Below are 22,308 nucleotides of genomic sequence, written 5' to 3'. Positions count from 1 at the left end.
TCAGCTGCCGCTCTATTATCGCCTCTATAGTTTCGTGCGACCGCCGGGGACTCCGTGCTGTGAGGCCGTAATATGTCCGACGCGACCTGGGACGTTCAGGACGGCGCCATCGTCGAGCGGCCGCGGAACGTCCGGAAACACCCGCTGTTGCACCGAATCTACGAGCAACACGACGAGCTACTAGCCGAACAGCTCCCGCCCGGCCGGACGCTCGAACTCGCGTTCGGCCAGCATATGCATCCCCGCGCCGATGTCGGACTGGAAGGCTGGCCGTCGAACGCCGAAACCGTCCGCAAGCCGGCGCTGGCTGGTGACGCCCGCGCGCTGCCGTTCGACGACGACTCCTTCGACGCCGTCATCGGCCGCCGGTTCCTCCATCACGTCCCGCCCGCGGACCGCCCGGAAATCATTCGCGAAGCCGCCCGCGTGCTCCGCCCCGGCGGCCGCGTCGCCCTGCTCGAAGGAACGCCGGGGCTGTACCGCAAGCTCACCAAGGGTGCCGCGTTCCGGCTGGGGCTTCTGGAGGAGGACACCGATATCTACGGCCACCTCTCGGAGACCGCCGTCACCGACCTCGTCTCCGGCTCGTTCGAGGTCATCGCGAAACGGACGCTCGGATCACCGCTGATGCTCGCGAGCATCTCCGAGTCGGACGCGTCGGCGCGGCTGCTCGACCTCTACGAACGGACGCAGTTCGTCAAGTGGTGGACGCTCGTGGTGGGCGAGCGTCCCGAGTCCGTCGCGTGACTACAGGTCGACAGTCACGCGCAGTTCGCTGTCAGTGATCGTTCCGATGGCGTCGGCGGCGACCTCGATATCGTCCTCGTCGGCGTCACCGAACCCGAGCCCCTGCACCCAGGCTTCGGTGAGATCTGGCTCCGGCTCGACGTACGCGACCTGCCTTTCCGGGTCGACCTCGGTCACGATGCCGATCTGCTCTCCCTGTGCGTCCATGAGGAACTTCCCCTCGTCTTCTGTCGATAATACTGCCATTTCGTCTGACACCACTGGCCGGATCAAGTAATAAACGTTGGTCACGCCGACGTCGGTCACGCCGACGCCGGCCACCCGTGTCCCTGCCGTCTGCCGTCGGCCGGCACCCGCTCTGGTCCGCTAGTACCGGGAGAAGTTCTCGTCGGGGTATATCCCCTCGTCGGTGATGTCAACCACATCCAGCGTCGCCAGCCGACTGAGACGGTCCGCCGCGTCACCCTCGTCGACGCCCAGTTCCACCGCCCGCGCAAGCACGCGGTCGCGGCTGGGTACGGACTCGATGAAGCCGTCGCTGTCCGTCTCTGTCGCCTCTGCGATGATCGCCTTCAGGATGGCCCCGTGTTCCCGCTTCGACGGCGTGGTGCTGTCGCCGGTCCAGTCCACGCTCAGCGTCCCGTCCTCGTTGACGTGGGAGACGACGAACCCGTCCGGCAGCGCTTCCGTCACCGCCGCCACCAGCGCCGCCCGGTCGAGCCGCGCCTCGAATCGGAACCGCTTGCCGTCCTTGGACTGCCCGAGACTCCCGACGTTCGCGCCCGCTTCTGCTATCGCCTCCGAAACCGCGTCGGCAAGCCGGTCCTGTACTGCCGCCGCGACGGCGTCCCGCTCCGCACCGAGGGCCGCGAGTTCGTCGGTCAGGGTCGCGTGGCGCTCCATCTGCTCGTGTGCTGGCTCCTCTGTCATACCCATGCCACTCGTCGCCACGGAATTACCTGTTCCGGCGGCTGTGTCGAACCGACCGGGGCGACGCAGCGGTCGCCGCCTAGTCGCCTGCCGTCGCGGTCCCGCGAGCGAACTCGCGAATCGGCCAGATACCAATCGTCGGCGTCGTACACTCGCTCAACTGAAGGTGATCTGATGCCTCGATCTTCGGCCGAAGACGCCGATTCAGGTGGCAGTTACCGCCGATTCTGCGCCACAGCGGCGTCAACAGGTCTTGACTCCGGCCAACCCACCCGTCCGATCGGATGTGGTCCAGAAACCGGAACTCCCCCTCGGGTCGGAGCACTCGGGCAATCTCCGCGAGCATCGGATCGATAGTCGGTACTGAACAGCACACCCCACACTCGACAACGTAGTCGAAGGTGTTGTCACCGTAAGGCAGCGTTTCGCCGCGGCCACTGACCAGCGCCATCTCGACTGTGCTGTCCGCGATTTTCTCCTCTGCCCGCTGCCACATCCCCGGGTCCGGCTCGACGGCGTGGAACGATGCCGTCCCCTCGGCCTCGGACTCGTAGTACGGCAGCATCGGCCCGGTTCCGGGGCCGATTTCGAGAACTGTCCCGTCCAGTCCAGCCGCCAGATACTCCCGATGCTCCGGAACCTGACACCGCTCGAAGTACCACTGTACGGGGTCGTAGAGTGCCGCAACGACTGGATGGAACTGAATATCACCCCCGGCCATGACCTTGTTTCGTCACTGATTCCACTGTACAAATATGTTCGGGTCCCCCCACCCCTCAGCAGGTGATGCGTAGACACGGTCACAAAGAACCCACGTACCATGACGAGCGAGGCACGTTACAGTCTCACCGGACGCTACCGGCGGGACCGTCCGGCTATTCCCCCACTTTTTGCGACGAGTGGTTCGCTTTTAACGAACTGGAAAAAGATGGTATGTCGCTTCTCGGATTGTGACCCACGCCCTGAAATGCTCGCTGTGCCTTTCTGGTCTCGCTCAAATCTGCTTGGGGCTGTGTTCACTGCTCATTTTGTACGCAGGAAAATGCCGCCTCCCGGATTGTGAACCACGCCGAGACGGTCGCCTCGCTCCGCTCGGCGCTGCAACTCGTCTGGTTCAAATCCGCTCGGGGTCCACTCACAGAACCCGCCGCGCTCGCTTCGCTCGGCGGTCGGGTTCAGAGGAGTGCCGCCTCCCGGATTTGAACCGGGGACAGCTCGATCTTCAGTCGAGTGCTCTCCCAGTCTGAGCTAAGGCGGCGTGCACTCCAAGCGATGACGAGGGTAGAAAAAAGCATTTCGAAAGCGGGCGCAGGTTCTGTGGGATCGACCGGGCGGTTCGACCGCCGATTACGGGAGGAACAGGTCCGCGCTGTCGAACGTCTCGCCACAGTCGTCGCATTCGTACTCAGTGCCGTTGGTCGTCGAGACGTGCCCGCTGCAGGCCGGACACGTCGAGCCATCTATCATGCCACGCACTACCACCACTCCGGATATATGGATTACGGGCGACTATCAATCGAGATAGACGCTCTGGTACCTGGGTCATGATATCGTGCGCGACTCGCAGGAATCGAATCCACAGGGACCATCCGCTCCTCACGTCCGTTCGTCGCAGGATGGGTCCGGGCGTCCTCGTGAGCAAAGTGAACGGGGGGTTCGGGAGAAAAGCGCTCTCCCGGCGGATTCGAACCGAAGGAAGACTCACTGCGTTCGTCTTCCAGGGTTCGAATCCACAGAGACCATCCGCTCCTCACGTCCGTTCGTCGCAGGATGGGTCCGGGCGGATTCGAACCACCGGCCTCGGCCTTGTAAAGGCCACGTCATAACCAACTAGACCACGGACCCGTATGCCACCGTTTTCCATCGGCAGGAATAACGCTTTCTCTCTCGGTCGACAGTGGGCACCGACAGTATTACCCACGGCCTGCCCCTCACACGGAGTATGCAGCGCCCTGCCGTGGTCGTCCTCGGACTCGTCGGCCTCCTCGTCGCCGCCGCCGTGGTCCTCCAGACCGGCCTCTGGGTCGAAGTGCTCGGAACCGGTGAGTACGAGGAAGGCACGGTAACGGTCCGGGAGGGGTCGGACGCGGCGACAACGACCGCAACACAGCCCGCGACGGGGGCTTCGACCCCAGGGACGACAGTCGCGGTCCGTGAACAAGAGGCCGGGGAACCGCTGGGGACAGTCGAGGTGCGAATCGCGCAGACATTTACTCAGCGGCGCGTCGGACTGAGCGAGACGGCGTCGCTCGGACCCAACGAGGGAATGCTGTTCGTCCACGACGAGGCGGGCCAGCACACCTACGTCATGCGGAACATGTCGTTCCCGCTCGACATAATCTTCATCGACGCCAACGGCACCATCACCACCATCCACCACGCGCCGCTCCCGCCGGAGGGGACCAGCGAGAGCGGCCTGACGGGCTACGAGGGGCGGGGCAAGTACGTCCTCGAAGTGAACCGCGGGTGGACGAACCACACCGGCGTCGAGGTTGGCGACCGGGTCGAACTGCCGCCCGAAGCCACGTAGCCCGACGGCCTTTTGCGGGCTCAGCCCGTGAATTTGACAATGGATTTCGACGCGGGTTCGGACGACGACGTGTTCGAGGACGCCAGGGAACGCGTCGACCGGCCGATGCTTCGACTGTTCACCGGCTACGGTCGGGGACAGTGGGGTGCGTTCGTCGTCGGCCTGTTCAGCTCTATCGTGGCTCGGATGCTGGACCTGCTGCCGCCGCTCCTCCTGGCGCTGGCTATCGACGCCATCTTTCTGCAGGAGGCCGAATACGGTCTCTTTCTGGTTCCCGATGCCTGGATTCCCAGTGGGCAAGGCCCACAGCTATGGCTCACCGCCGGCATCATCGCCGCCTCGTTCGGTATCGGGGCTGTTTTCCACTGGAGCCGGAACTGGGGCTGGAACAAGTTCGCCCAGCACGTCCAGCACGCCGTCCGGACGGACACCTACGAGACGATGCAGCGGCTGAATATGGACTTCTTCGCAGACAAGCAGACCGGCGAGATGATGTCGGTGCTGTCGAACGACGTGAACCGGCTGGAGAAGTTCCTCAACGACGGCCTGAACTCCGCCTCGCGGATGATAATCATGGTCGTCGGCATCGCCACGTACCTGTTCTACATGAACTGGCAGCTGGCGCTGGTCGCGCTGTTGCCGGTCCCGATTATCGCCGTGTTCACGAAGCGGTTCATCGACGTCATCCAGCCCAAATACGCCGAAGTGCGGTCGACGGTCGGCAAGCTCAACTCCAGGCTCGAAAACAACCTCAGCGGCATCCAGATAATCAAGACCGCCAACACCGAGCCCTACGAGGCCGACCGGGTCGAGGACACGTCCGAGGACTACCTCGACGCCAACTGGGACGCTATTGAGACGCGTATCACGTTCTTCCCCGGCCTCCGGCTGGTCTCGGGTATCGGCTTCGTCGTCACGTTCATCGTCGGCGGGCTGATGGTCACCGGACAGGCCCCCGGGCCGCTGACGGCGAGCCTCTCCCGCGGGCAGTTCGTCGCCTTCATCATCTACACCCAGCGGTTCGTCTGGCCGATGGCACAATTCGGCCAGATCATCAATATGTACCAGCGGGCCTACGCCTCCGCCGAGCGCGTGTTCGGGCTGATGGACACGCCCGGCCGCCTCGAAGAGGCCGAGGACGCACCGCCACTCGACGTGACGGAGGGCCGGGTCGAGTACGAGGACGTGTCCTTCAGCTACGACAGCGACGACGAGTCGGTACTCTCGGACATCTCCTTCGAGGCTGCGGGCGGCGAGACGGTCGCTCTCGTCGGCCCGACCGGTGCGGGGAAATCCACCGTTCTGAAGCTCCTGCTTCGGATGTATGACGTTGACTCCGGTACGGTCCGAATCGATGGCCAGAACGTCAAGGACGTGCAGATCCAGAGCATCCGACGCGCTATCGGCTACGTCAGCCAGGAGACGTTCCTCTTCTACGGCACCGTCCGCGAGAACATCGCCTACGGGACGTTCGACGCCACCGACGAGGAAATCGTCGCCGCCGCGAAAGCCGCCGAGGCCGCCCAGTTCGTCCGCAACCTCCCCGACGGCTACGACACGATGGTCGGCGAACGCGGCGTCAAGCTCTCGGGCGGCCAGCGCCAGCGCATCGCCATCGCGCGGGCCATTCTGAAGGACCCGGAGGTCCTCATCCTCGACGAGGCGACCAGCGACGTCGACACGGAGACGGAGATGCTCATCCAGCGGTCGCTCGACGACCTGACCGCCGACCGGACCACGTTCGCCATCGCCCACCGACTCTCGACGGTGAAAGACGCCGACACGATTCTCGTCGTCGAGGACGGCCGCATCGTCGAGCGCGGGACCCACGACGACCTGCTCGCCGCGGACGGCCTCTACGCCAACCTCTGGGCGGTCCAGGCCGGCGAAATCGACGAACTCCCCGAAGAGTTCGTCGAGCGTGCGATTCAGCGACGGGCGCGGACGGATGCCGACGACTGACGGCTCGAAGATGGAATCCTCACCGGTTCAGCCGTCGGCAGTTGCTGATGACTGAAGCGTCGAGAACGCCGTTTTCCGGTCGGCTGGGCACAAACGATTATTACGCATTATCTTGTAATGGTTTCACATGACAACCGCGTACCTCGCTAGCACGGCACTAATGGGCGTGTTGGTGATGGCGGTGGTCGCATGGATGGTCCGCGGGCGCGGCTGGTATCAGTACAGTCCGGGGGCGTCGACGAGCAGCCGGTCCCCGGCGGTCGACCGCGAGAGTCGCTTCACGGAAATGGCTGACCAGCCGATGGTCTGGGTCGCCGCGTTCGCGGTGCTGGTCGTCGGCCTTCTGGTCGGCGTCGTCGCATTTATCTCCGGCCCCGTCGAGACGCAGGCAACAGCGGGGCTGGCGGTCGCTGTCGTCGGCGGGGCGGGCCTCTGTGGCTACCTGCTGTTTGGCGTCTACCTGTCGGCGACGCGACGGGGACACCCCCGCTCGCTGGCCGTCGCCGAATCCGCGACTGTCGCCGGTGTGCTCTTTCTCATCGCTATTGGCTTCCAGCTGGTGGCCTGATTTTCAGGTTGTTTGGCCGGTCACAGTATCGAGTATGCCGCTGCGCCGGTCAGCGCGAGCGCGGCGACAGTCCCGCCGAGGACGAGGTACGTGACGGCGCGTGGTTCCCAGCGCAGGTGCTGGTAGTACGCGGCAACGCCCACGGCCTTGATCACCGACAGCACCATGATGAGCGCGAAGGCGGCCCAGTAGGCGCTGTCGACGAGGCCGGCGAACTCGACGACGGCCTGTGCGGTCGCGAAGGCGAACAACACGACGTATATCACGGTGTAGCCTTTCCAGTCCATTGTTCTAGAGGATGTAGAAGAGCGGGAACAGGAACAGCCAGACGATGTCGACGAAGTGCCAGTACAGGCCGAAGTACTCGATGGCCCTGTCGTCGCCCTGGTAGGCCCCGTTCCAGGCCCTGATGGTCATGTACGCACAGATGATGAGCCCGATGGTGACGTGGGCGCCGTGGAGCCCCGTCGTCAGGTAGAACGTCGACGACGCGATGTTCGTCGAGAGGCCCCAGCCGTTCGGGAACGCCTCCGTGCTGATGTGGAACAGGTGCTGCCACTCCAGTCCCTTGTTGATGAGGAAGCCGACCCCGAGCGCGAACGTCCCGACCAGCGCGGCGACGGTCCCGCGCTTGCTCTCGCGCTCGGCGGCGACCATCGCCAGCACGACGAGGAAACTTGACGTGAGCAACAGGTACGTGTTGATGAGACCGGGCATCGTCACATGTTCGGCCGGGATGAGGTCGTGGTGCCAGGCCGTCCAGCCGTAGGCGACCCGGACGAAGGCGTAGGAGCCGATGAAGGCACCGAACAGGACGATGTCGCTGGCGAGGAACGTCCACATCCCGAGTTTCATCTTCTCGACGCGCTCGAAGGGCCACCGCTCGGCGATGGCCATCTCCGGCGCGTGGAACGGCTCGCGGGTCATCCCGACGAGCGACCCGAACGTCGCAACCCCGCCGACGGCCGCCAGCGACAGGTAGAACACGCTCCCCGTCCGCACGCCCGACAGCCCGAGGAAGGCGATGAACCCGCCGAGGCTGACGAGGAACGGCCAGAAGCTGGCGTGGCTGGCGTGTTCCTCGCCAGCGGTCTCGTGGGCCGGCTCCATCGCGGTGGCCGTCGCCGCGGCCCTCGCTGTCACCGCGCCGCCGTCCGTCGCGGTCCCGCCGTCGGTCGCCGCGTGGCCGTGGGCCGCGGCTCCGGGCGCGCGCTCGGTCCGCTCCGTGACCGTCTCGTCGTCGAGGAACTCCAGCTTGCCGGTGGCGTAGCTCGGGACGCCGGGGAAGTTCTCCAGCGGCGGCGGCGAGGAGACGGCCCATTCGGCGGAGGTGGCGTACTCCCAGGGGTTCGGCCCGACGTCTTCGCCGCGCCAGAGGCTCATGAAGAGGTTATAGAACATGATGAGGAAGCTCGCGCCGAGGATGAACCCGCCGGCGGTGGCCATCGAGTGCCAGATCTGCAGGCCGTCGGGGTAGACGAACACGCGTCGCGGCGTCTCCCAGGCGATGAACATCGGGAAGTACAGCAGATTGAACCCGAGGAAGTAGACACCGAAGTGGATCTTCCCCAGGCGCTCGTTGTACATCTTCCCCGTTATCTTGGGATACCAGTAGTAGAGGCCGCCAAAGAGGGCTGTCGCGCCCGCGACCATCACGTAGTGGAAGTGGGCGACGACCCAGTAGGTCCCGCGGAACTGGTAGTCAAGCACGATTGCGCCGAGGAAGACGCCGGTGATGCCGCCGATGATGAACAGGATGAGCGCGCCGAGCGAGAAGAGGAACGGCGTGGTGAACCGGACCCGGCCCTTCGCCATCGTGTAGATGAGCGAGAACACCATCAGGTCGAAGGGCAGCGAGATGCCGATAGTCGTCGCCATGAAGATGGTCTTGATTGGGAGGTTGATCCCGGTCAGGAACATGTGGTGCATCCAGACGACGAAGCTCTGGAGCGCCACCAGCACCATCGAGATGATGAACCACTTGCGGCCGACCAGCCGGCGGCCGGTAAAGGTCTGGAAGCACTCGGCCATCACGCCCAGCGCGGGGAAGAAGACGATGTACACCTCCGGATGGCCGAAGAACCAGAACAGGTGCGCCCAGAGCAGCGACGCACCCGGGTTGTCCGCGTCGGTCGCCATCGTCGTCCCGTCGATGGAGTACTGGAAGTAGGTCGTCCCGAGGATGTGGTCCGACGCGAGTATCATCAGCGCCGCAAGCAGCGCCGCGAAGGCGAACAGCATCATCCAGACGGTGAGGTTGATCGACAGCGAGAAGATGGGGATATCTCGCATCCGAAGGCCTTCGGCACGCATGCGGTACATCGTCGTCAGGAAGTTCACCGACCCCAGCGTCACCGCGGCGGTGAACATGATGAGCGCCAGCACGACCGATGTCGCGCCCAGGCCCTCGCCGGGGATGTACGCCGGCGTGTTCAGCGGGGCGTACATCGTCCACCCGCCCGCGAAGGTAGTCCCCTGGAAGAAGGAGACGCCCATCAGGATGCCCGAGAACAGGTACAGCCAGTACGACAGGGCGTTCAACCGCGGGAAGGCGAGGTCGTCAGCGCCGATCTGCAGCGGGACGATGTAGTTCGCGAAGCCGAAGGCAAACGGAGAGATGAACCAGAACACCATCAGCAGGCCGTGGGTCGACACCGCCTGGTTGTACCCCATCGACCCCAGCAGGTCAGCGCCTGACGAGATCAGTTCCAGGCGAAACAGCAGGGCGAGGACGCCGCCGAAGACCAGGAAGAACAGCGCAGTGATGAGATACAGCACGCCGATGTCCTTGTGGTTGGTCGTGAGGAACCACCGGCTGACTGATGATTTGGGCGGCAGGCCGTGTTCGTGCTCCTGGCTCATGCGGGCGCACCTCCGAGGGCGGTCGCCTCAGCCGTAATTCGTTGGTCCGTTTCGGCAGCGGTCGCCGTCTCGTTGCCGCCTGCATCTGTCTCGTTTGTCTCCGCGTACCACTCCTCGTACTCGTCCTGTGGCATCACAACCACATCTGTCGTCATCAGCGAGTGGCCGCTGCCACACAGCTCGTAGCACTTGGCGGCGTAGGTCCCCGTCTCGTTGGCTGTGAACCAGGCCGACGTGTACTGGCCTGGGACGGCGTCGGTCTTGACTCGCAACTCCGGTATCCCGAAGTTGTGGAACACGTCCGTCGCGGTCACCTGTAACCTGACCACCCGGTCCTGTGGCACGTAGAGCGTGTTGGTCGTGTGCCCGTTCGGGTACACGAAGTCCCAGCCGAACCGGTATCCCTCCACGTCAATTTCCAGCGCCTCCTCTTGAGCCAGATCGGGCCCCTGCTCGATGTACAGCAGTTGCGAGTACGTCCAGGCGATGAGCGAGACGACGATGATGGCGCTGATGCTGAACGAGTAGAACACCTTCCGGCCACCCGCGCCGCCGGTCGGCATCTCCCCCATTTCGGGCCGTTCGACCTTGTCGGCGTACGGGTCCGTTCCGCCCCCGTCGTCGCGGTACTTGAGCGCGTGGTACATCGTGTACGCCACGACGACCACCCCGACGGCCGTTCCCAGCAGCAGGAACACCTCGAAGATCTGGTCGAACACCGCACTGGGTGCCCTGACGTCGCCACCGTGCAAGGGGAACACAACCGTGGCGTATGTTATCAAGGATACCGCCATTTCTTCATGATTCTTCCCACCTTGTAATAGGTATTGCGGACAGATTTCTGACATATGTCCTTCGCTGGCCTAACGTGTGCGGGAACTTTTTTATCAACTGCCATGTTACAACACACCATGGAAGACACGTCACCCGGCGTCGAGGACCCGCCTATCAACGACGACGGCCTCACAGAGGTCGAGGAGTTCGATAGCCTCGCCGGGATTCTCGCCGACGGTGTCGTCGGTGCTGCCGGCGGGCTGGTCGGGACAGCGATGATGTCCGTCGTCTTCCTCATCGCCCAGTCACTGGGCGCGTTCAGTCTCGACGACTTCGCAATCCTCACCGAGCTCGTGGGCCTGACCGGCTACGTCCCGGAGGTACTGTTCGGCTTCTTCATCTTCCTCGGTGGCGGGATGTTCCCGTGGCCGCTACTGTTCGCTTCGCTGAAAGCGTACCTCCCGGGCCAGTCCGATCCCGTCAGCGGCGCGTTCTTCGGCGGCGCGATGTGGACCGGATTCGTGCTCGCCTTCTACACCGACCAGTCCGGACTTACGCTGGTGCTGTACGCAGTGTTGACGCTCGTCGCCCACGTCGTCTACGGCATCGGACTCGGCGCGGTGTTCAACTACTTCTCGACGCGCCCGGACTCTATCGTCTGAGGCCGAGGAACGTCTGAAACTGCGGGCTATTCCGTCGTTACTGTCTCCGACGCGGTGAGCGTCGTCGCACGGTGTGTCGCGGATGCGACCTGGAAGTGAACGGTCTGCTCGCCGGCCTCGTATGCATCGCCCAGTTGCTCGGCGAGGTCGAGGCTCCCGCTCGTCGAGCCGTCGCCGTAGTGGACGTGTCGCGCATCGTTTGGGATGACCTCGCCGGTCGGCACCGGATCGGTGTTGACGATCGCGTGCAGATGGCCCGTATTCGACGTGATACCGTCGCTGGTGGGGCCGATGGTGTAGTTCTCGGCGGTGGCTTCCCAGTCAACCACGCTCCCGTCGACGCTCGTCTCGACACTGAGGCTGGCCTCGTCGCTGACGGTCAGGCTGACGCTGTCGGTCAGTGCCATCGCCGTGTGTGCGCCGTCCCCCAGTTGGAGGTGGAGCGTGTGCTCGCCGGGGTCCAGTTCCAGCACGCCGTCTCGCTGCCCGGTCCCGTAGTGGATGTGGGCGTCGTCCGTCGGAATTGTCTCGCCCGGCGTTACAGGGTCGGCGTCAACGATGATGTGGTAGTGCCCGGCCCCGCTGGTCCCTTCCCCGGCTTCTTCGATGGAGACGCCGTCGGCGATGGCCTGCCACTGTACCGAGGGGCTCGTGAGGGTCGTGCCAGTATCCGGGACTGAAAAGGAGACGCTGGCGTCCTGTCCAACGCCGTTCCGATACGCCCCGGTCTCCGCTTCTGTGGTGTCGGTATCCCCGCCGTTCGATGGCTCTGTCGCCATGCTATCGGTTCCGTCTGTCCGGGTAGGTGTCCCCGCGCCGCCGCCCGACTGTTCCTCGCTACAGCCCGCGAGACCGGTCGCTACAACAGTCGAGACGCCACAGACGAACGTTCGGCGTGTGAGTCTGTCGTCCATATCGCGTGGCCGGAACTGTTGCTCCACGAACACTTAAGCGCTCGACCGGCCGTAAATACGGCTTTGGATAGAATGTCACACCGGTTGCCAGGCACCGGTCGGACCTGTTTCTGTAGTCAACTACACCGAAACCGGGACTTGCGGGACAAAAGTCGCTGGACGACGCAAGCGATGCGCTGGTGACCGGCGGAGAACGCGGTGTGCATTCGCCGGAACGTGGTTAGCTTGCGCTCAGGCTTCGGCTTCCGCGTCGGCGTCGCCGTCCGCCTCCGCGTCCGCCCCGTCTTCACCCTCGAACTCTTCGAGCGTGTTTCGGAGCTGTGGGATCGTCGCGGTGAGGTCACCGATCTGCTCGCGAGCGTCGTCGACGTCGTCGATGAGGTCGGCGATGGTTTCGATTTCCTCGGCGAGGTCATCGGCGTCCTCGAAGGCGTCGGCGCGTTCGCCCATCGTGTACCACTTCTTCGCGTCGCGGAGGTGGTCCTCGGCGTCGCCCACGTCGAGTGCCGTTTTGAGGGAGTTCAGAACGCCGAGCGTGTTGTCGGCCTCCACGTCCCAGACCGAATCGGCCTCGGGGAGCGCGTCGCGAGCCTTCGCGAGCGACTCCTCGACGTCCGTGCGCATTTCATTGGCCGCCTCGCCGAACAGTTCGTCGTCGTCCAGACTTGACTGACTCATACGGAGACGTTGGTGCGGTGAGGGATTAAAAGCCCGCCTGAAAGTGAAAGTGAAACCGCAGGACGTGACCGGTCGGTAATTCCTGAAACCGAAAAGCCGTTGTGGCTACTCAGCCCGGATGGCCGAGCGCACCTCGGGAATCGGGTCCATGTCTGCGTCGATGTCACCCAGCACGAGCATCGCGTAGTACCGTAGGAACGTCGTTAGCGGGACCTGTATGAGCGCACCGATAACGAGCAGGACCAGCAGCCCCAGCAGCCCGACAACCCCGGCCAGGACCACGCCGACGGAATTCTGGAGCGCGAGATACAGCGCAAACGCAACGAGCCCGAACGGGATCAGAACGACGATAAATGCGATGATGCCGAGAATCGCGCTGACGATACCGACACCGATCTGGAGGACGATGGAGAAAAACAGGTAGGCGAGGTACTGCTTGGGGTGGCGTTTCATCGACCCCCAGAGCCGCGACCAACCGGAGAGGACGCCGTCATCGTCCGCCGTCATCAGCGGGACGACAAACACCGTGGTGAAACCGAAGACGATACCGTAGCTTATCGCGAGCACCGCGAACACGGCGATGAACAGCCCCGATAGCGCGAGGGCGCTCGACATACCGACGTTTGCGGCCTCGCCACCGAGCGCGAGGAAGAACACTGCTGCACCGATCACGAGCGCGATCCCGAGCCAGATAACCCCGAGGACAAGCCGAAACAGGAACAGCCGTATTCCGTTCCCGACGTGCTCGCTGAAGTACCGGCGGACGTGTATCTCGCGGTCGATGAGCGCCTGGGTCAACACGAACTCCATGAAGTTACTCAGGATGCCGTACGCGAATGCCAGCAGGATGAACAGGCCGATGACGGCGAGCACAAGGAGCCCAGCCCCGGCGAGTAGTTCGTCCGGTGCGCCGGACGGGACGCCGGGCTCGGAGACTTGCAAGGCGAGGTTCCCGGGCACGGACATCACAGTTTCAAGCGGCGCGGCCAGCTGAAACTCGCTTCCCGGGCCGCTGGGACCGCCGGGTCCGCCGTTCCCGCCGAAATCGCCGAAGTTGCTGAACGACTGGACGTTGTTCAGTCCGACACCACCGCCACCGATGAAGAACACGACGAACGCCATTCGGAGCCACGTCCCCTTCTCGAACGGGAATAGAAACGACTTCGTCGCGTCGATTGCGTCGTCGATATCGTCGACTGCGTGGAGGGCCATACCGGAAGCCTCACAGCCCGCTCTGGTAAAATTTTCGGGGCTGTGACAGGGATTCAGGCTCCCGTCCAGCCATTCACTCCCGCACCGCGTCGACCTGCATCAGCGGGTAGCCGTCCTCCATCGCCATGCTCGTCTCCACTATGGCCCCCTCATATTCGATGCGCATCTCGACGTCGATGAGCCGCCCGGTGAGCTCCGTGTAGTCCGCACCCCCCTCGGCGATAGCGTCTTCCAGCGCCTCTGTTCGGACGCTGACGGTGACCGCCTCACAGAACGGCTGGTTCTCGATGGCTTCCTCCATCGCCGCCGCGAGCGAGTCGGCGCTGGCCGGGCTGATCGGTGTCCCCGCGAACTGGTGATACAGCGACCCGAACTTGACGCCCGCTTCGAAACACGCCTCCTGCGGAGCTGTGGGTTCCATACGCTCGGTCCGGCTGGGCGACACAAAAGCGAACCGCAAGCTACCTATTGCGTGCGACGTATCGTCTCATACGAATGGACGACCCGGTTCTGCTCACCGGCGCTGGCGGCGCTGTCGGGGCGGCCATCCTCGAAGGCCTCGAGGACGCCTACGAGTGGAAACTCATGTTCCACAGCCCACCCGCCGAGGAGCCCGACCACGAGTACCTCGTCGGGGACGTGTCCAGCGAGGGCGACGTGGCCGCGGCGATGGACGGCGTCAGCGCCGTCATCCACCTGGCCGGCGACCCCCGGCCCGAAGCCCCCTGGGACTCCGTCCTCGAAAACAACATTGACGGCACCCAGAAGATGTACGAGGCCGCTGTCGACGAGGGCGTCGAGAAGTTCGTCTTCGCGTCCTCGAACCACGCCGTCGGCTCCTTCGAAACGGACGAGCGCACGCCCGAGATGTACCGCCCGGACGACCAGTACCGCCTCGACGGGACCGAACTCCCCCGCCCCGGCAACCTCTACGGCGTCTCGAAAGCCACCGGCGAGGTGCTGGGCCGCTACTACCACGACCAGTACGGGCTCTCCGTCTGCAACATCCGTATCGGCAACCTCACGCGGGGCCACCCGCCGATTGACTACGAGCGCGGGCAGGCGATGTGGCTCTCCTACCGGGACTGTGCTCACATCCACGACTGCGCGCTCCAGGCCGACTACGAGTACGAAATCGTCTACGGGATCTCCGACAACGACCGCAAGTACTACTCCATCGAGCGCGCGAAAGAGGTACTTGGCTACGACCCACAGGACAACTCCGCGCACTTCGACGGCGAAGAACGCGTCGCCGAACCGGAACCGTAGCGCCGTTACCGGCGTCAGTGAGCTTTTGCCGCCTGCGCCGATACGGTAGCGTCTCCGAGCAACAGGCTGGTTCGAATCGTCCAGCCGCTCTGTCGGACACCAGTCCGGTTCTATTCGTCCGAAGAAACGATCCCACTCGCTTCGTCTGTTATCTTCTCCGAGATGGGGCCGACGCTCGCTCGCTTCTCGCCGATCGTGGCGCCGACGAGTGCGCCGAGCGCGGCACCACTACTCGCAGCACTTTTACTGAACAGCCCACCGATTCCAGCACCGACGGCAGCGAAAGCGGCAGCGTTCTTGGCACGACTCCACGCACGGATAAGGCGGGACTTCATGTCTCCATCTATTCGGAGTGTTGACATAAGTGCGTGGGTTGGGACACGAACCCAGCAAAAACGCCCGTATCGAAGCCCGTCGCCGAACCGGAGCCGTGGCGGGCACACCACGGACCGCTACCACTTCTCGCCGAGGACGTCGTGCTGCCGGTCCTCGTAGGTCCCGTCTCGAAAGACAGTGACCCGCCCGTTCTCCTCGCTCAGCGTCACCACTGCAAACACGGCGTCCCGAGTGGAGGTCTCCAGCGCACTCATGTGTCGTGTCCCCATCCAGTCAGCATACGGAAGCTGGTCGACAGTTTCCGCCTCCGCTTCAGTCAACTGCGTGAGCCGAACCATCGATGGTCTGACTGTGCCGTCACTGCGGACGACAACTGCGCCGTCACACGCAACCGCAACCGACTGGGCCGCCTCGAACAGCGCCCCGGACTGGTCGAACACGCTCGGGCAGTCCTCGACCGGCCACCGGTTCGACCCCATCGGGTCGGAAAACGCCGTCGTCGGGTCGCGCTCGATGACGACGTACAGCCCCGGCCCCCGTACGTGAGCGTCGTCCCACCGGTCGAACGCCAGACTCACGTCCTCGACACAGCCCCTGATTCGGTCGAGAACAGCACTCTCCGGGGCGGCCTCTCTCTCCGCGTCTGCGGGACTCGGACGTTCAATCGAGTCGCTCATTCGGTCGTCTGTCGGTTGGGCCGCCACGGGCATAGTCGGTGCGGATTTCCGGAAAATCCGTTGTGTTGATTAAATGGGTAACCAGCCAGTCAAGCGGCCCGAGCTACTCGAACAGCCCCCGCACGTCGTCGTCTTTCTGCTGTTCCAGTTCGACGTGGTCCCGGAGCCGCTGGTAGACGACGGGGCGCTGGGCGCGCTCGCGCACGAACGAGAACAACATTCCGACGAACTGCGAGCCGCCGTCGCCGTCGAGTTCATCTCGCGCGCGGTCAACAGCGTCGTCGATGACTGCCTCGTCGTACCGGCCAGCCTCCGCCAGTACCTCGGCAGCGATGGCAGTCGCGTCGAAAGCAAGCGCATCGTAGCCAATCGCTTCGCCATCGTGGATCATCGATGGCGGGTCTGCCGCTGCGTGGTGCGGGTCCGCCGCCGTCGCCGCGAGGAACGACCGGACCCTGTCTAGCGCCACCTCGCGGTACGGGTCGGGTAGGCCGTCGAGGTACTCCGTCGCGCTCTCGGCCAGTCCCCGCGCGCCCGACCAGTTCTCCTCGCTAGCGTGGTGGACGACCGCGGTGAACTGGATGAGACCGTGCAGAAACCGCTCGTCGTCACCTTCGTCGAGGTCTAGCCAGTACGCCTCCCACGCGTCGTGAGCGGCGCGGTAGCGACCTTCGTTGTACACTGCGATGCCGGCACGGAGATGGTCGCGCACACGGTGCGTTGGATTCGCGGTCGGAAAACCACATCGGCGTCTGTGCAAAGTTTCGACAGCGAGACCGTATTACCGTCGCTCGGCGGTTTGCGTCGGTAGAACCGTTCGGACGGAGTTCCACACGAGCATCGCGAGCGTGGAGCACGTCCAGTCGTGAACGGAGTGAACGTCCGGACGGAGATTTGAACTCCGGTCCCTGGCTCCGCAAGCCAAGAGGATAGTCCACTACCCTATCCGGACTCATTTCCAGAGAGGGTGGTGCACCTAAAAAGGGTGACGGTTCGCGTGCCGTCACGCGACGAGTAGGCACACTTCGCTACAACGCTGGTTTGAGCGACCGGGAGTATCTTTCAACTGGACTACATTCGGGCGAATATGAAGCGGCGACAACTCCTACGATACGGTGGTCTCGGTTGTTCAATAGCGCTCGCTGGCTGCTTTGGTGGGGCGCCCGGTAGCGGGGAAACATCCACAGAGGGCGCGAGTGAAACCCCGAGTGTGAACGAGACAACATTCAGCGTCACCCAGCGACAGTCCGGGTCACAGACGAGTTCGGCAACGGTGGCTTTCGACGGCGATCAAGTCGTCGTCGAAGGCACTATCTGGGGATCTGACGGGTGCAAAACGGCCGACCTAACAGACGTTACGTACGATTCGAGTGTCGATGAACTGCACATCAGTGTTGGGACGAAAGATAAACCGGACGCTGGCGATGTGTGTACGCAGGCCATTATGGAAATCAACTACCGGGCGACGGCGACGTTTGAGAACGGGCTCCCCGGTACGGTGTCTGTGTCGCACGACACCGGCGACGGCCAGAGCCCTGTGACAACAGCGACACGCTAACGGCTGCCCACGACCCTCTCAACACGGTGGCATAACAGTGCCCGCTGTCGGACCCGCGGACGAGGGTTTATATCCCATCCCGTGACCACCTTCGAGTAATGGACGGGAGACCACCGAAATCGACCGACAGCGGCCGTTCGCTCGCCCAACGACAACGCTTAAGCGCGCCCCAGCCCAGCGTCCCATAGATAGATGGGTGCGATAGAGGACATTTACGAGGACTTAGAGACGGACGTCCCCGAGGAGGAGTTCCGCGAGGCCGTCGAGGAGAAGGTCGAGCAGATGGGCGGGCTCGCCGATGAGGAGACGGCCGCGATGCTGTTGGCCCACGAGCTCAACGAGAACGAGGTCAACGCCATCGCCGATATCGAACCCGGGATGGACGAGGTGAAGTTCCTCGCCAAAGTGATGGCCGTCGGCGACCTGAAGACCTTCGAACGCGACGAGGAGGACGAGGACGGCCGGGTCATCAACGTCGAGGCGGCCGACGAGAGCGGCAGCCTCAGGCTCGCTTTCTGGGACGGCCAGGCCGTCGATATCGACGAGGGGAAACTGGAGGTCGGCGACGTGCTCCGGGTCAAGGGTCGGCCGAAGGACGGCTACAACGGGCTGGAGGTGTCCGTCGACAAGGCGGAGCCGGACGAGGACGCGACAATCGACGTGGAGCCGGGCGCTGGCTCGTCAATCGACGCGCTGACGATGGGTCAGTCCGACGTGACGCTGCGCGGGCTCGTCCTCGACACCGATACGATCCGGACGTTCGACCGGGACGACGGCAGCGAGGGCCGCGTCTCGAATCTCACACTCGGCGACGAGACGGGGCGCATCCGGGTGACGCTGTGGGACGACCGAGCCGACCGCGCCGAGGAACTCGACGCGGGCGCGGCCGTCGAAATAATCGACGGCTACGTCCGTGAGCGGGACGGCTCGCTGGAACTCCACGTCGGCGACCAGGGGGCCGTCGACGAAGTGGAAGACGACGTGGCCTTCGAGCCCGACGCCGACCCCATCGCCGAGGTCGAACTCGAAGAGACGGTCGACATCGCCGGCGTCGTCCGCTCGGCCGACCCCAAGCGGACGTTCGACCGCGACGACGGCAGCGAGGGGCAGGTCCGGAACGTCCGCATCCAGGACGCGACGGGCGACATCCGCGTGGCACTGTGGGGCGACAAGGCGGACAAGGATATCGCGCCGGGCGACGAAGTGCTCGCGGCGGATGTCGAAATCCAGGACGGCTGGCAGGACGACAAGGAGGCCTCGGCGAGCTGGAACTCCACGATTGTCGTGCTCGACGACGGCGCGGACCTGGCGACTGGTGGCGCAGGCGGGGGAGCCAGCGCCGAGACGACCGACGCCGAACACGCTGGCCTGTCCTCCTTCGGAGACGGTGCAGACGACGCTGATACCGACAACAGCGGCGACGGGGCGGCCGCAGTCAGTGCTGGTACCGGCGACACGTCGCCGGACGGTGGCGCAAAGAGTGCCGGCAAGCAGGTGGAGTTCACCGGTACCGTCGTCCAGACCGGCGACCCTGTCGTGCTCGACGACGGCGAGCAGACGATGAGCGTCGAAACCGGCGAGCGCGTGCAGTTAGGGCAGGAGATAACGGTCCGTGGCGAACTCCGCGACGACCGACTCCACGCTGAGGACGTGTTCTGAGTCGCCGAGCGACGCTACGGAAACTCTTAAGACCGCAACACTCCCGGGTTTGGGTATGAGTGTCGAGCTACCGTTCGCACCGGTGGATGCGGTCATTCGGCGGAACGCGGACGGGCTCCGGGTGAGTGCCGACGCTGCGGAGGAACTGGCTCGTCGAATACAGGACCACGGCGCTTCGCTTGCCGTCACAGCAGCCACCGAGGCCACCACGGACGGCCGAAAGACGCTGATGCCGGCCGATTTCGGTATCGAGCAGGTCCCGGAGAAGGACGGCCTCGAACTCCCCGTCGCGCCGGTCGACCGCATCGCACGGCTCGACATCGACGACGACTACCGCGTCGCAATGGACGCCCGCGTCGCCCTCGCGTCGCTCCTCGAAACGTACGCCGACGACACGGCCGCCGCGGCCGCCACGTTGGCGCGTCACGCTGACCGCCGGACTATCAAGGCAGCTGACGTCGAAACGTACTTCGAACTCGCCCAGTACTACTGAATGAACTTCGGCTACCGCGAGGTCTGTCTGGATCACGACACCGGGCCGCGACATCCGGAGAGTCCCGACAGACTTCGAGCGATACGGCGCGCGCTCAAGGAGAACCACGGTGTCGAGTACGTCACCGCCGACGACGCCGACATCGACCTCGTGCGCGAGGTCCACGACGCCGACTACATCGAGGAATTCCGCGAGTTCTGTGACGACGGCGGCGGGAACTGGGACGCCGACACCGTCGCGGTCGAGGAGACGTGGGACGCCGCGCTCGCGTCGGCAGGCCTCGCTGTCTGGGCGGCGGAAGCCGCGCTTGACGGCAACTCCGGCCGCAACACACCGTTCTCTCTGGGCCGACCGCCCGGCCATCACGCTGTGGGCGACGACGCCATGGGCTTCTGTTTCATCAACAACGCGGCCGTCGCAGCACAGGCGGCTCTCGAAGCCGACGCCGAGCGCGTCGCTATCTTCGACTGGGACGTCCACCACGGGAACGGTACACAGGACATCTTCTACGACCGTTCCGACGTGTTCTACGCCTCGATACACGAAGACGGCCTCTACCCCGGTACCGGCGACGTCGCGGAGACCGGCACGGGCGACGCCGACGGCACGAACCTCAACGTGAAGTACAAGCCCGGCGCTGACACCGCCGACTACCTCGCCGCGATCGACGAGTGCATCGCGCCGGCCATCGAGGACTACGACCCCGATCTGTTGCTCATCAGCGCTGGCTTCGACGCGCACGAGCACGACCCGATCTCACGGATGCGCGTCTCGACGGAAGGGTACGGCGCAATGACGGATCGCATGCGCTCGCTCACAGACGCCTGTGACGCTGCACTGGGAATCATCCTCGAAGGCGGATACGGACTTGATACCCTCTCAGACTCGGTTACGACCGTTCACGAAGTCTTCGATGGCTACCAGCCGATGGAGCCGGACGACGACGTCAGCGACGATGCCCGCGACGTTCTCGATGACCTCGCCGATCAGGGCTTCGGCTCGAAGTAGTCCGCCAGATCGACGCCGAAACCGTCGGCAAGCGCTGCAATCTCTGTGTCGACCAGTACCTCGTAGCCGCCCTCCAGTGCCGACTCGATCCGCGGCCCCAGCCCCACGTCGAAGACAGCATCACTCGACAGGAACCCGGTAGCTGTGGTGATCGCGCGTGGCCGCTCGACGACGTAGCGGTCGCCGTCGATGAAGGGGCCGGCCACCTCGGGGTCGTCGTCGTACTTCTCGAAGAACCCGATCGCGTGCTCGCGGACGTGGACCGGCGGCCCTTCGTGGCGCTCGACGGCCGGCCGCTCGGCGACGGCAAATTCGAGCAGCAGGACGGCGTCCCGCTGTGCTGGTGATCCGCTGTCGCCGCCGGCGGTAGCTCTTGCACTGTCGACGGCTCGGCCCCCGTCGTCTCCGCTGCCGTCCTCGACGAATGCGGCCGACCGCAGGACCTCGAACCCTCGTCGGTCGAGTTCGCTGCGGAGCCCATCGAGGGATTTCCGGAGTTGCGGCCAGAGCTGGTCGTCGACCACGTCCGGAGCGACGAAGCGAAGCGCCACCGGCGTTGTTTCCCGCCGTGACACAGCGTCTTCGACATCTGCCGCTACGAGCGGCTCAGGGTCGTCCTCGGTGAACAGCGACGCTCGCGGCTCGGCGAGGAGGTCCCGTGCGTAGTGCTGGAGCCTGGCGACGTTCGTTTCGGACAGCACCGCCGCGACGTTGCGCTCCGGGTCTGTCGGGTCGATGACGACCAGCGGGTCGTCGAACGTCTCGCTCCCGTGGTCCTCGGGGTCCAGCCGAACCGGCGGGTGCCAGTCCGCGACTGCCTCGGCGAACGCCCGGAAGCCGCCGTACTCGAGTACCAGCAGCTCCGTCAGATAGCCCGAGAACCCGCGTGTTCGGAGGTCGCTCCCGTAGACGCCGGTGCCTTTCAGGAACTGTTTTGCCACCCGAACCTCGCCCGCGCTGTCGTCGTCCAGTCGATCCTGCAGATATCTGGTGTGAAACGGCGTCCGGTCGACCGCGGACTGGATCTCGGTGGCGTCCTCGACCGCGTAGCAGGGCACCAGATCCACGGCGTACCCCTCGCGCTTGCCGACGACGTAGGGGTGTTCGGCGTACTCCTCACGCCCATCGGGGAGGACTTCGTGTCCGACCGTCAGCCCGTACTCCTCCAGCTCTTCACGGTCGATAGACGGCGGAAAGCAGACGAACACGTCCACGTCTCGGTCGCCGGCGGTCCACGTTCCACGGGCCGTCGATCCGACTTGCACTACCTCCGCAGCGACCGGCAGGTCGGCGACGGCCGCCTCGGCGTCGGCCATCACCGCGTCGGCGACCCGCTGTAACTGCGCTCGCTCGTCGTCGGTTGGCGAGGCCCGTGCTCGCATCTCCTCGACGACGGCGTCGAACTCATCGCTCATACCGCCGCTTGCGCACAAGTGCGTGAAAGCGTGTCGATGCCGACTGGAAACGAA

The 22,308-nt window shown here is 64.5% G+C and carries 24 protein-coding genes and 3 tRNA genes; 10 read left to right on the top strand and 17 right to left on the bottom strand.

Annotated features, from left to right (window positions below; genetic code table 11):
• The first annotated feature begins 72 nt into the window (after positions 1–72).
• Entirely contained in the window at positions 73–747 is a 675-nt protein-coding gene (locus VI234_RS04590; protein ID WP_336329363.1) for a class I SAM-dependent methyltransferase, read from the top strand.
• Here VI234_RS04590 and VI234_RS04585 read toward each other — a convergent pair whose 3' ends face one another.
• From VI234_RS04585 to VI234_RS04565, 5 genes are all read right to left on the bottom strand, one after another.
• Entirely contained in the window at positions 748–993 is a 246-nt protein-coding gene (locus VI234_RS04585; protein ID WP_336329362.1) for a hypothetical protein, read from the bottom strand.
• Positions 994–1,113: 120 nt separating this feature from the next.
• Positions 1,114–1,683, bottom strand: coding sequence for a hypothetical protein (locus VI234_RS04580; protein WP_336329361.1), 570 nt, complete (start codon positions 1,681–1,683; stop codon positions 1,114–1,116).
• 73 nt (positions 1,684–1,756) lie between these two features.
• Positions 1,757–2,398, bottom strand: a complete 642-nt coding sequence (locus tag VI234_RS04575; protein WP_008307655.1) for a class I SAM-dependent methyltransferase — start codon at positions 2,396–2,398, stop codon at positions 1,757–1,759.
• A 463-nt stretch (positions 2,399–2,861) separates the two neighbouring features.
• Positions 2,862–2,935: transfer RNA gene (locus VI234_RS04570), tRNA-Phe, on the bottom strand.
• A gap of 513 nt (positions 2,936–3,448) precedes the next feature.
• Positions 3,449–3,522, bottom strand: a tRNA-Val gene (locus tag VI234_RS04565).
• A gap of 97 nt (positions 3,523–3,619) precedes the next feature.
• On the opposite strand from VI234_RS04565, the gene VI234_RS04560 reads away from it, so the two are divergent.
• From VI234_RS04560 to VI234_RS04550, 3 genes are all read left to right on the top strand, one after another.
• Positions 3,620–4,207 carry a DUF192 domain-containing protein gene (locus VI234_RS04560; protein WP_336329360.1) on the top strand — a complete coding sequence of 196 codons (588 nt, stop codon included), beginning with the start codon at positions 3,620–3,622 and terminating at the stop codon, positions 4,205–4,207.
• Between the two features lie 39 nt (positions 4,208–4,246).
• Positions 4,247–6,169 (top strand): ABC transporter ATP-binding protein, encoded by a 1,923-nt coding sequence (locus tag VI234_RS04555; protein WP_336329359.1) that lies wholly within the window; start codon positions 4,247–4,249, stop codon positions 6,167–6,169.
• A 127-nt stretch (positions 6,170–6,296) separates the two neighbouring features.
• Positions 6,297–6,737, top strand: a complete 441-nt coding sequence (locus VI234_RS04550) for a hypothetical protein (RefSeq protein WP_336329358.1) — start codon at positions 6,297–6,299, stop codon at positions 6,735–6,737.
• Positions 6,738–6,757: 20 nt separating this feature from the next.
• Here VI234_RS04550 and VI234_RS04545 read toward each other — a convergent pair whose 3' ends face one another.
• From VI234_RS04545 to coxB, 3 genes are read right to left on the bottom strand one after another with little or no spacing between them, the layout of a single operon-like run.
• The gene (locus VI234_RS04545) at positions 6,758–7,024 is read right to left on the bottom strand and encodes a cytochrome C oxidase subunit IV family protein (RefSeq protein WP_008307659.1); all 267 of its coding nucleotides are present in this window, start codon (positions 7,022–7,024) and stop codon (positions 6,758–6,760) included.
• A 4-nt stretch (positions 7,025–7,028) separates the two neighbouring features.
• Positions 7,029–9,599, bottom strand: a complete 2,571-nt coding sequence (locus VI234_RS04540; RefSeq protein ID WP_336329357.1) for a cbb3-type cytochrome c oxidase subunit I — start codon at positions 9,597–9,599, stop codon at positions 7,029–7,031.
• Positions 9,596–10,393, bottom strand: coding sequence for a cytochrome c oxidase subunit II (coxB, locus tag VI234_RS04535; RefSeq protein ID WP_336329356.1), 798 nt, complete (start codon positions 10,391–10,393; stop codon positions 9,596–9,598). The genes VI234_RS04540 and coxB overlap by 4 nt, the downstream gene beginning before the upstream one ends.
• A gap of 117 nt (positions 10,394–10,510) precedes the next feature.
• Between coxB and VI234_RS04530 the strand changes: the two genes are divergently transcribed.
• Positions 10,511–11,035, top strand: a complete 525-nt coding sequence (locus tag VI234_RS04530) for a DUF6789 family protein (protein WP_008307662.1) — start codon at positions 10,511–10,513, stop codon at positions 11,033–11,035.
• Between the two features lie 26 nt (positions 11,036–11,061).
• On the opposite strand, the gene VI234_RS04525 is transcribed toward VI234_RS04530, so the two are convergent.
• The 4 genes from VI234_RS04525 to VI234_RS04510 all read right to left on the bottom strand — a co-directional run bounded on the left by VI234_RS04525 (position 11,062) and on the right by VI234_RS04510 (position 14,260).
• Positions 11,062–11,949 (bottom strand): DUF4399 domain-containing protein, encoded by an 888-nt coding sequence (locus tag VI234_RS04525; RefSeq protein WP_336329355.1) that lies wholly within the window; start codon positions 11,947–11,949, stop codon positions 11,062–11,064.
• 231 nt (positions 11,950–12,180) lie between these two features.
• Positions 12,181–12,627, bottom strand: a complete 447-nt coding sequence (locus tag VI234_RS04520; protein ID WP_336329354.1) for a DUF5790 family protein — start codon at positions 12,625–12,627, stop codon at positions 12,181–12,183.
• Between the two features lie 105 nt (positions 12,628–12,732).
• The gene (locus VI234_RS04515; protein ID WP_336329353.1) at positions 12,733–13,839 is read right to left on the bottom strand and encodes a DUF7544 domain-containing protein; all 1,107 of its coding nucleotides are present in this window, start codon (positions 13,837–13,839) and stop codon (positions 12,733–12,735) included.
• Between the two features lie 73 nt (positions 13,840–13,912).
• Complete coding sequence (locus VI234_RS04510; protein WP_336329352.1) at positions 13,913–14,260, bottom strand: dihydroneopterin aldolase family protein; 348 nt, start codon at positions 14,258–14,260, stop codon at positions 13,913–13,915.
• Between the two features lie 74 nt (positions 14,261–14,334).
• On the opposite strand from VI234_RS04510, the gene azf reads away from it, so the two are divergent.
• Entirely contained in the window at positions 14,335–15,108 is a 774-nt protein-coding gene (azf, locus tag VI234_RS04505; protein WP_008307667.1) for an NAD-dependent glucose-6-phosphate dehydrogenase Azf, read from the top strand.
• A 110-nt stretch (positions 15,109–15,218) separates the two neighbouring features.
• Here the strand turns inward: azf and VI234_RS04500 are convergent, their stop codons facing one another.
• From VI234_RS04500 to VI234_RS04485, 4 genes are all read right to left on the bottom strand, one after another.
• On the bottom strand, positions 15,219–15,443 hold the full coding sequence (locus VI234_RS04500) for a hypothetical protein (protein WP_008307668.1): 225 nt from the start codon (positions 15,441–15,443) through the stop codon (positions 15,219–15,221).
• A 117-nt stretch (positions 15,444–15,560) separates the two neighbouring features.
• Positions 15,561–16,121, bottom strand: coding sequence for a diadenylate cyclase (locus tag VI234_RS04495; protein WP_008307669.1), 561 nt, complete (start codon positions 16,119–16,121; stop codon positions 15,561–15,563).
• Between the two features lie 103 nt (positions 16,122–16,224).
• Positions 16,225–16,833 (bottom strand): DUF309 domain-containing protein, encoded by a 609-nt coding sequence (locus VI234_RS04490; RefSeq protein ID WP_336329351.1) that lies wholly within the window; start codon positions 16,831–16,833, stop codon positions 16,225–16,227.
• Positions 16,834–17,000: 167 nt separating this feature from the next.
• A tRNA-Arg gene (locus VI234_RS04485) sits at positions 17,001–17,073 on the bottom strand.
• A gap of 258 nt (positions 17,074–17,331) precedes the next feature.
• Here VI234_RS04485 and VI234_RS04480 point away from each other — a divergent pair.
• The 4 genes from VI234_RS04480 (at position 17,332) to VI234_RS04465 (ending at position 20,839) form a co-directional block, all read left to right on the top strand.
• Complete coding sequence (locus VI234_RS04480; RefSeq protein ID WP_008307671.1) at positions 17,332–17,679, top strand: hypothetical protein; 348 nt, start codon at positions 17,332–17,334, stop codon at positions 17,677–17,679.
• A 192-nt stretch (positions 17,680–17,871) separates the two neighbouring features.
• Positions 17,872–19,338: a single-stranded DNA binding protein gene (locus VI234_RS04475; protein WP_336329350.1), complete on the top strand. Its 1,467-nt coding sequence runs from the start codon at positions 17,872–17,874 to the stop codon at positions 19,336–19,338.
• Positions 19,339–19,393: 55 nt separating this feature from the next.
• Positions 19,394–19,831 (top strand): histone, encoded by a 438-nt coding sequence (locus VI234_RS04470; RefSeq protein ID WP_004515366.1) that lies wholly within the window; start codon positions 19,394–19,396, stop codon positions 19,829–19,831.
• A complete protein-coding gene (locus VI234_RS04465; RefSeq protein WP_336329349.1) occupies positions 19,832–20,839 on the top strand; it encodes a histone deacetylase family protein in 1,008 nt (335 codons plus the stop codon).
• Here the strand turns inward: VI234_RS04465 and cca are convergent.
• Positions 20,818–22,254: a CCA tRNA nucleotidyltransferase gene (gene cca, locus VI234_RS04460; protein ID WP_336329348.1), complete on the bottom strand. Its 1,437-nt coding sequence runs from the start codon at positions 22,252–22,254 to the stop codon at positions 20,818–20,820. The genes VI234_RS04465 and cca overlap by 22 nt on opposite strands.
• Positions 22,255–22,308 lie beyond the last annotated feature (54 nt).

It is taken from the genome of Haloarcula sp. CGMCC 1.2071, from assembly GCF_037078445.1.
GTDB lineage: Archaea > Halobacteriota > Halobacteria > Halobacteriales > Haloarculaceae > Haloarcula > Haloarcula amylolytica.
The sequence above is the reverse complement of the archived record's forward strand: the minus strand, read 5'-3'. Positions and strand labels throughout refer to the sequence as shown.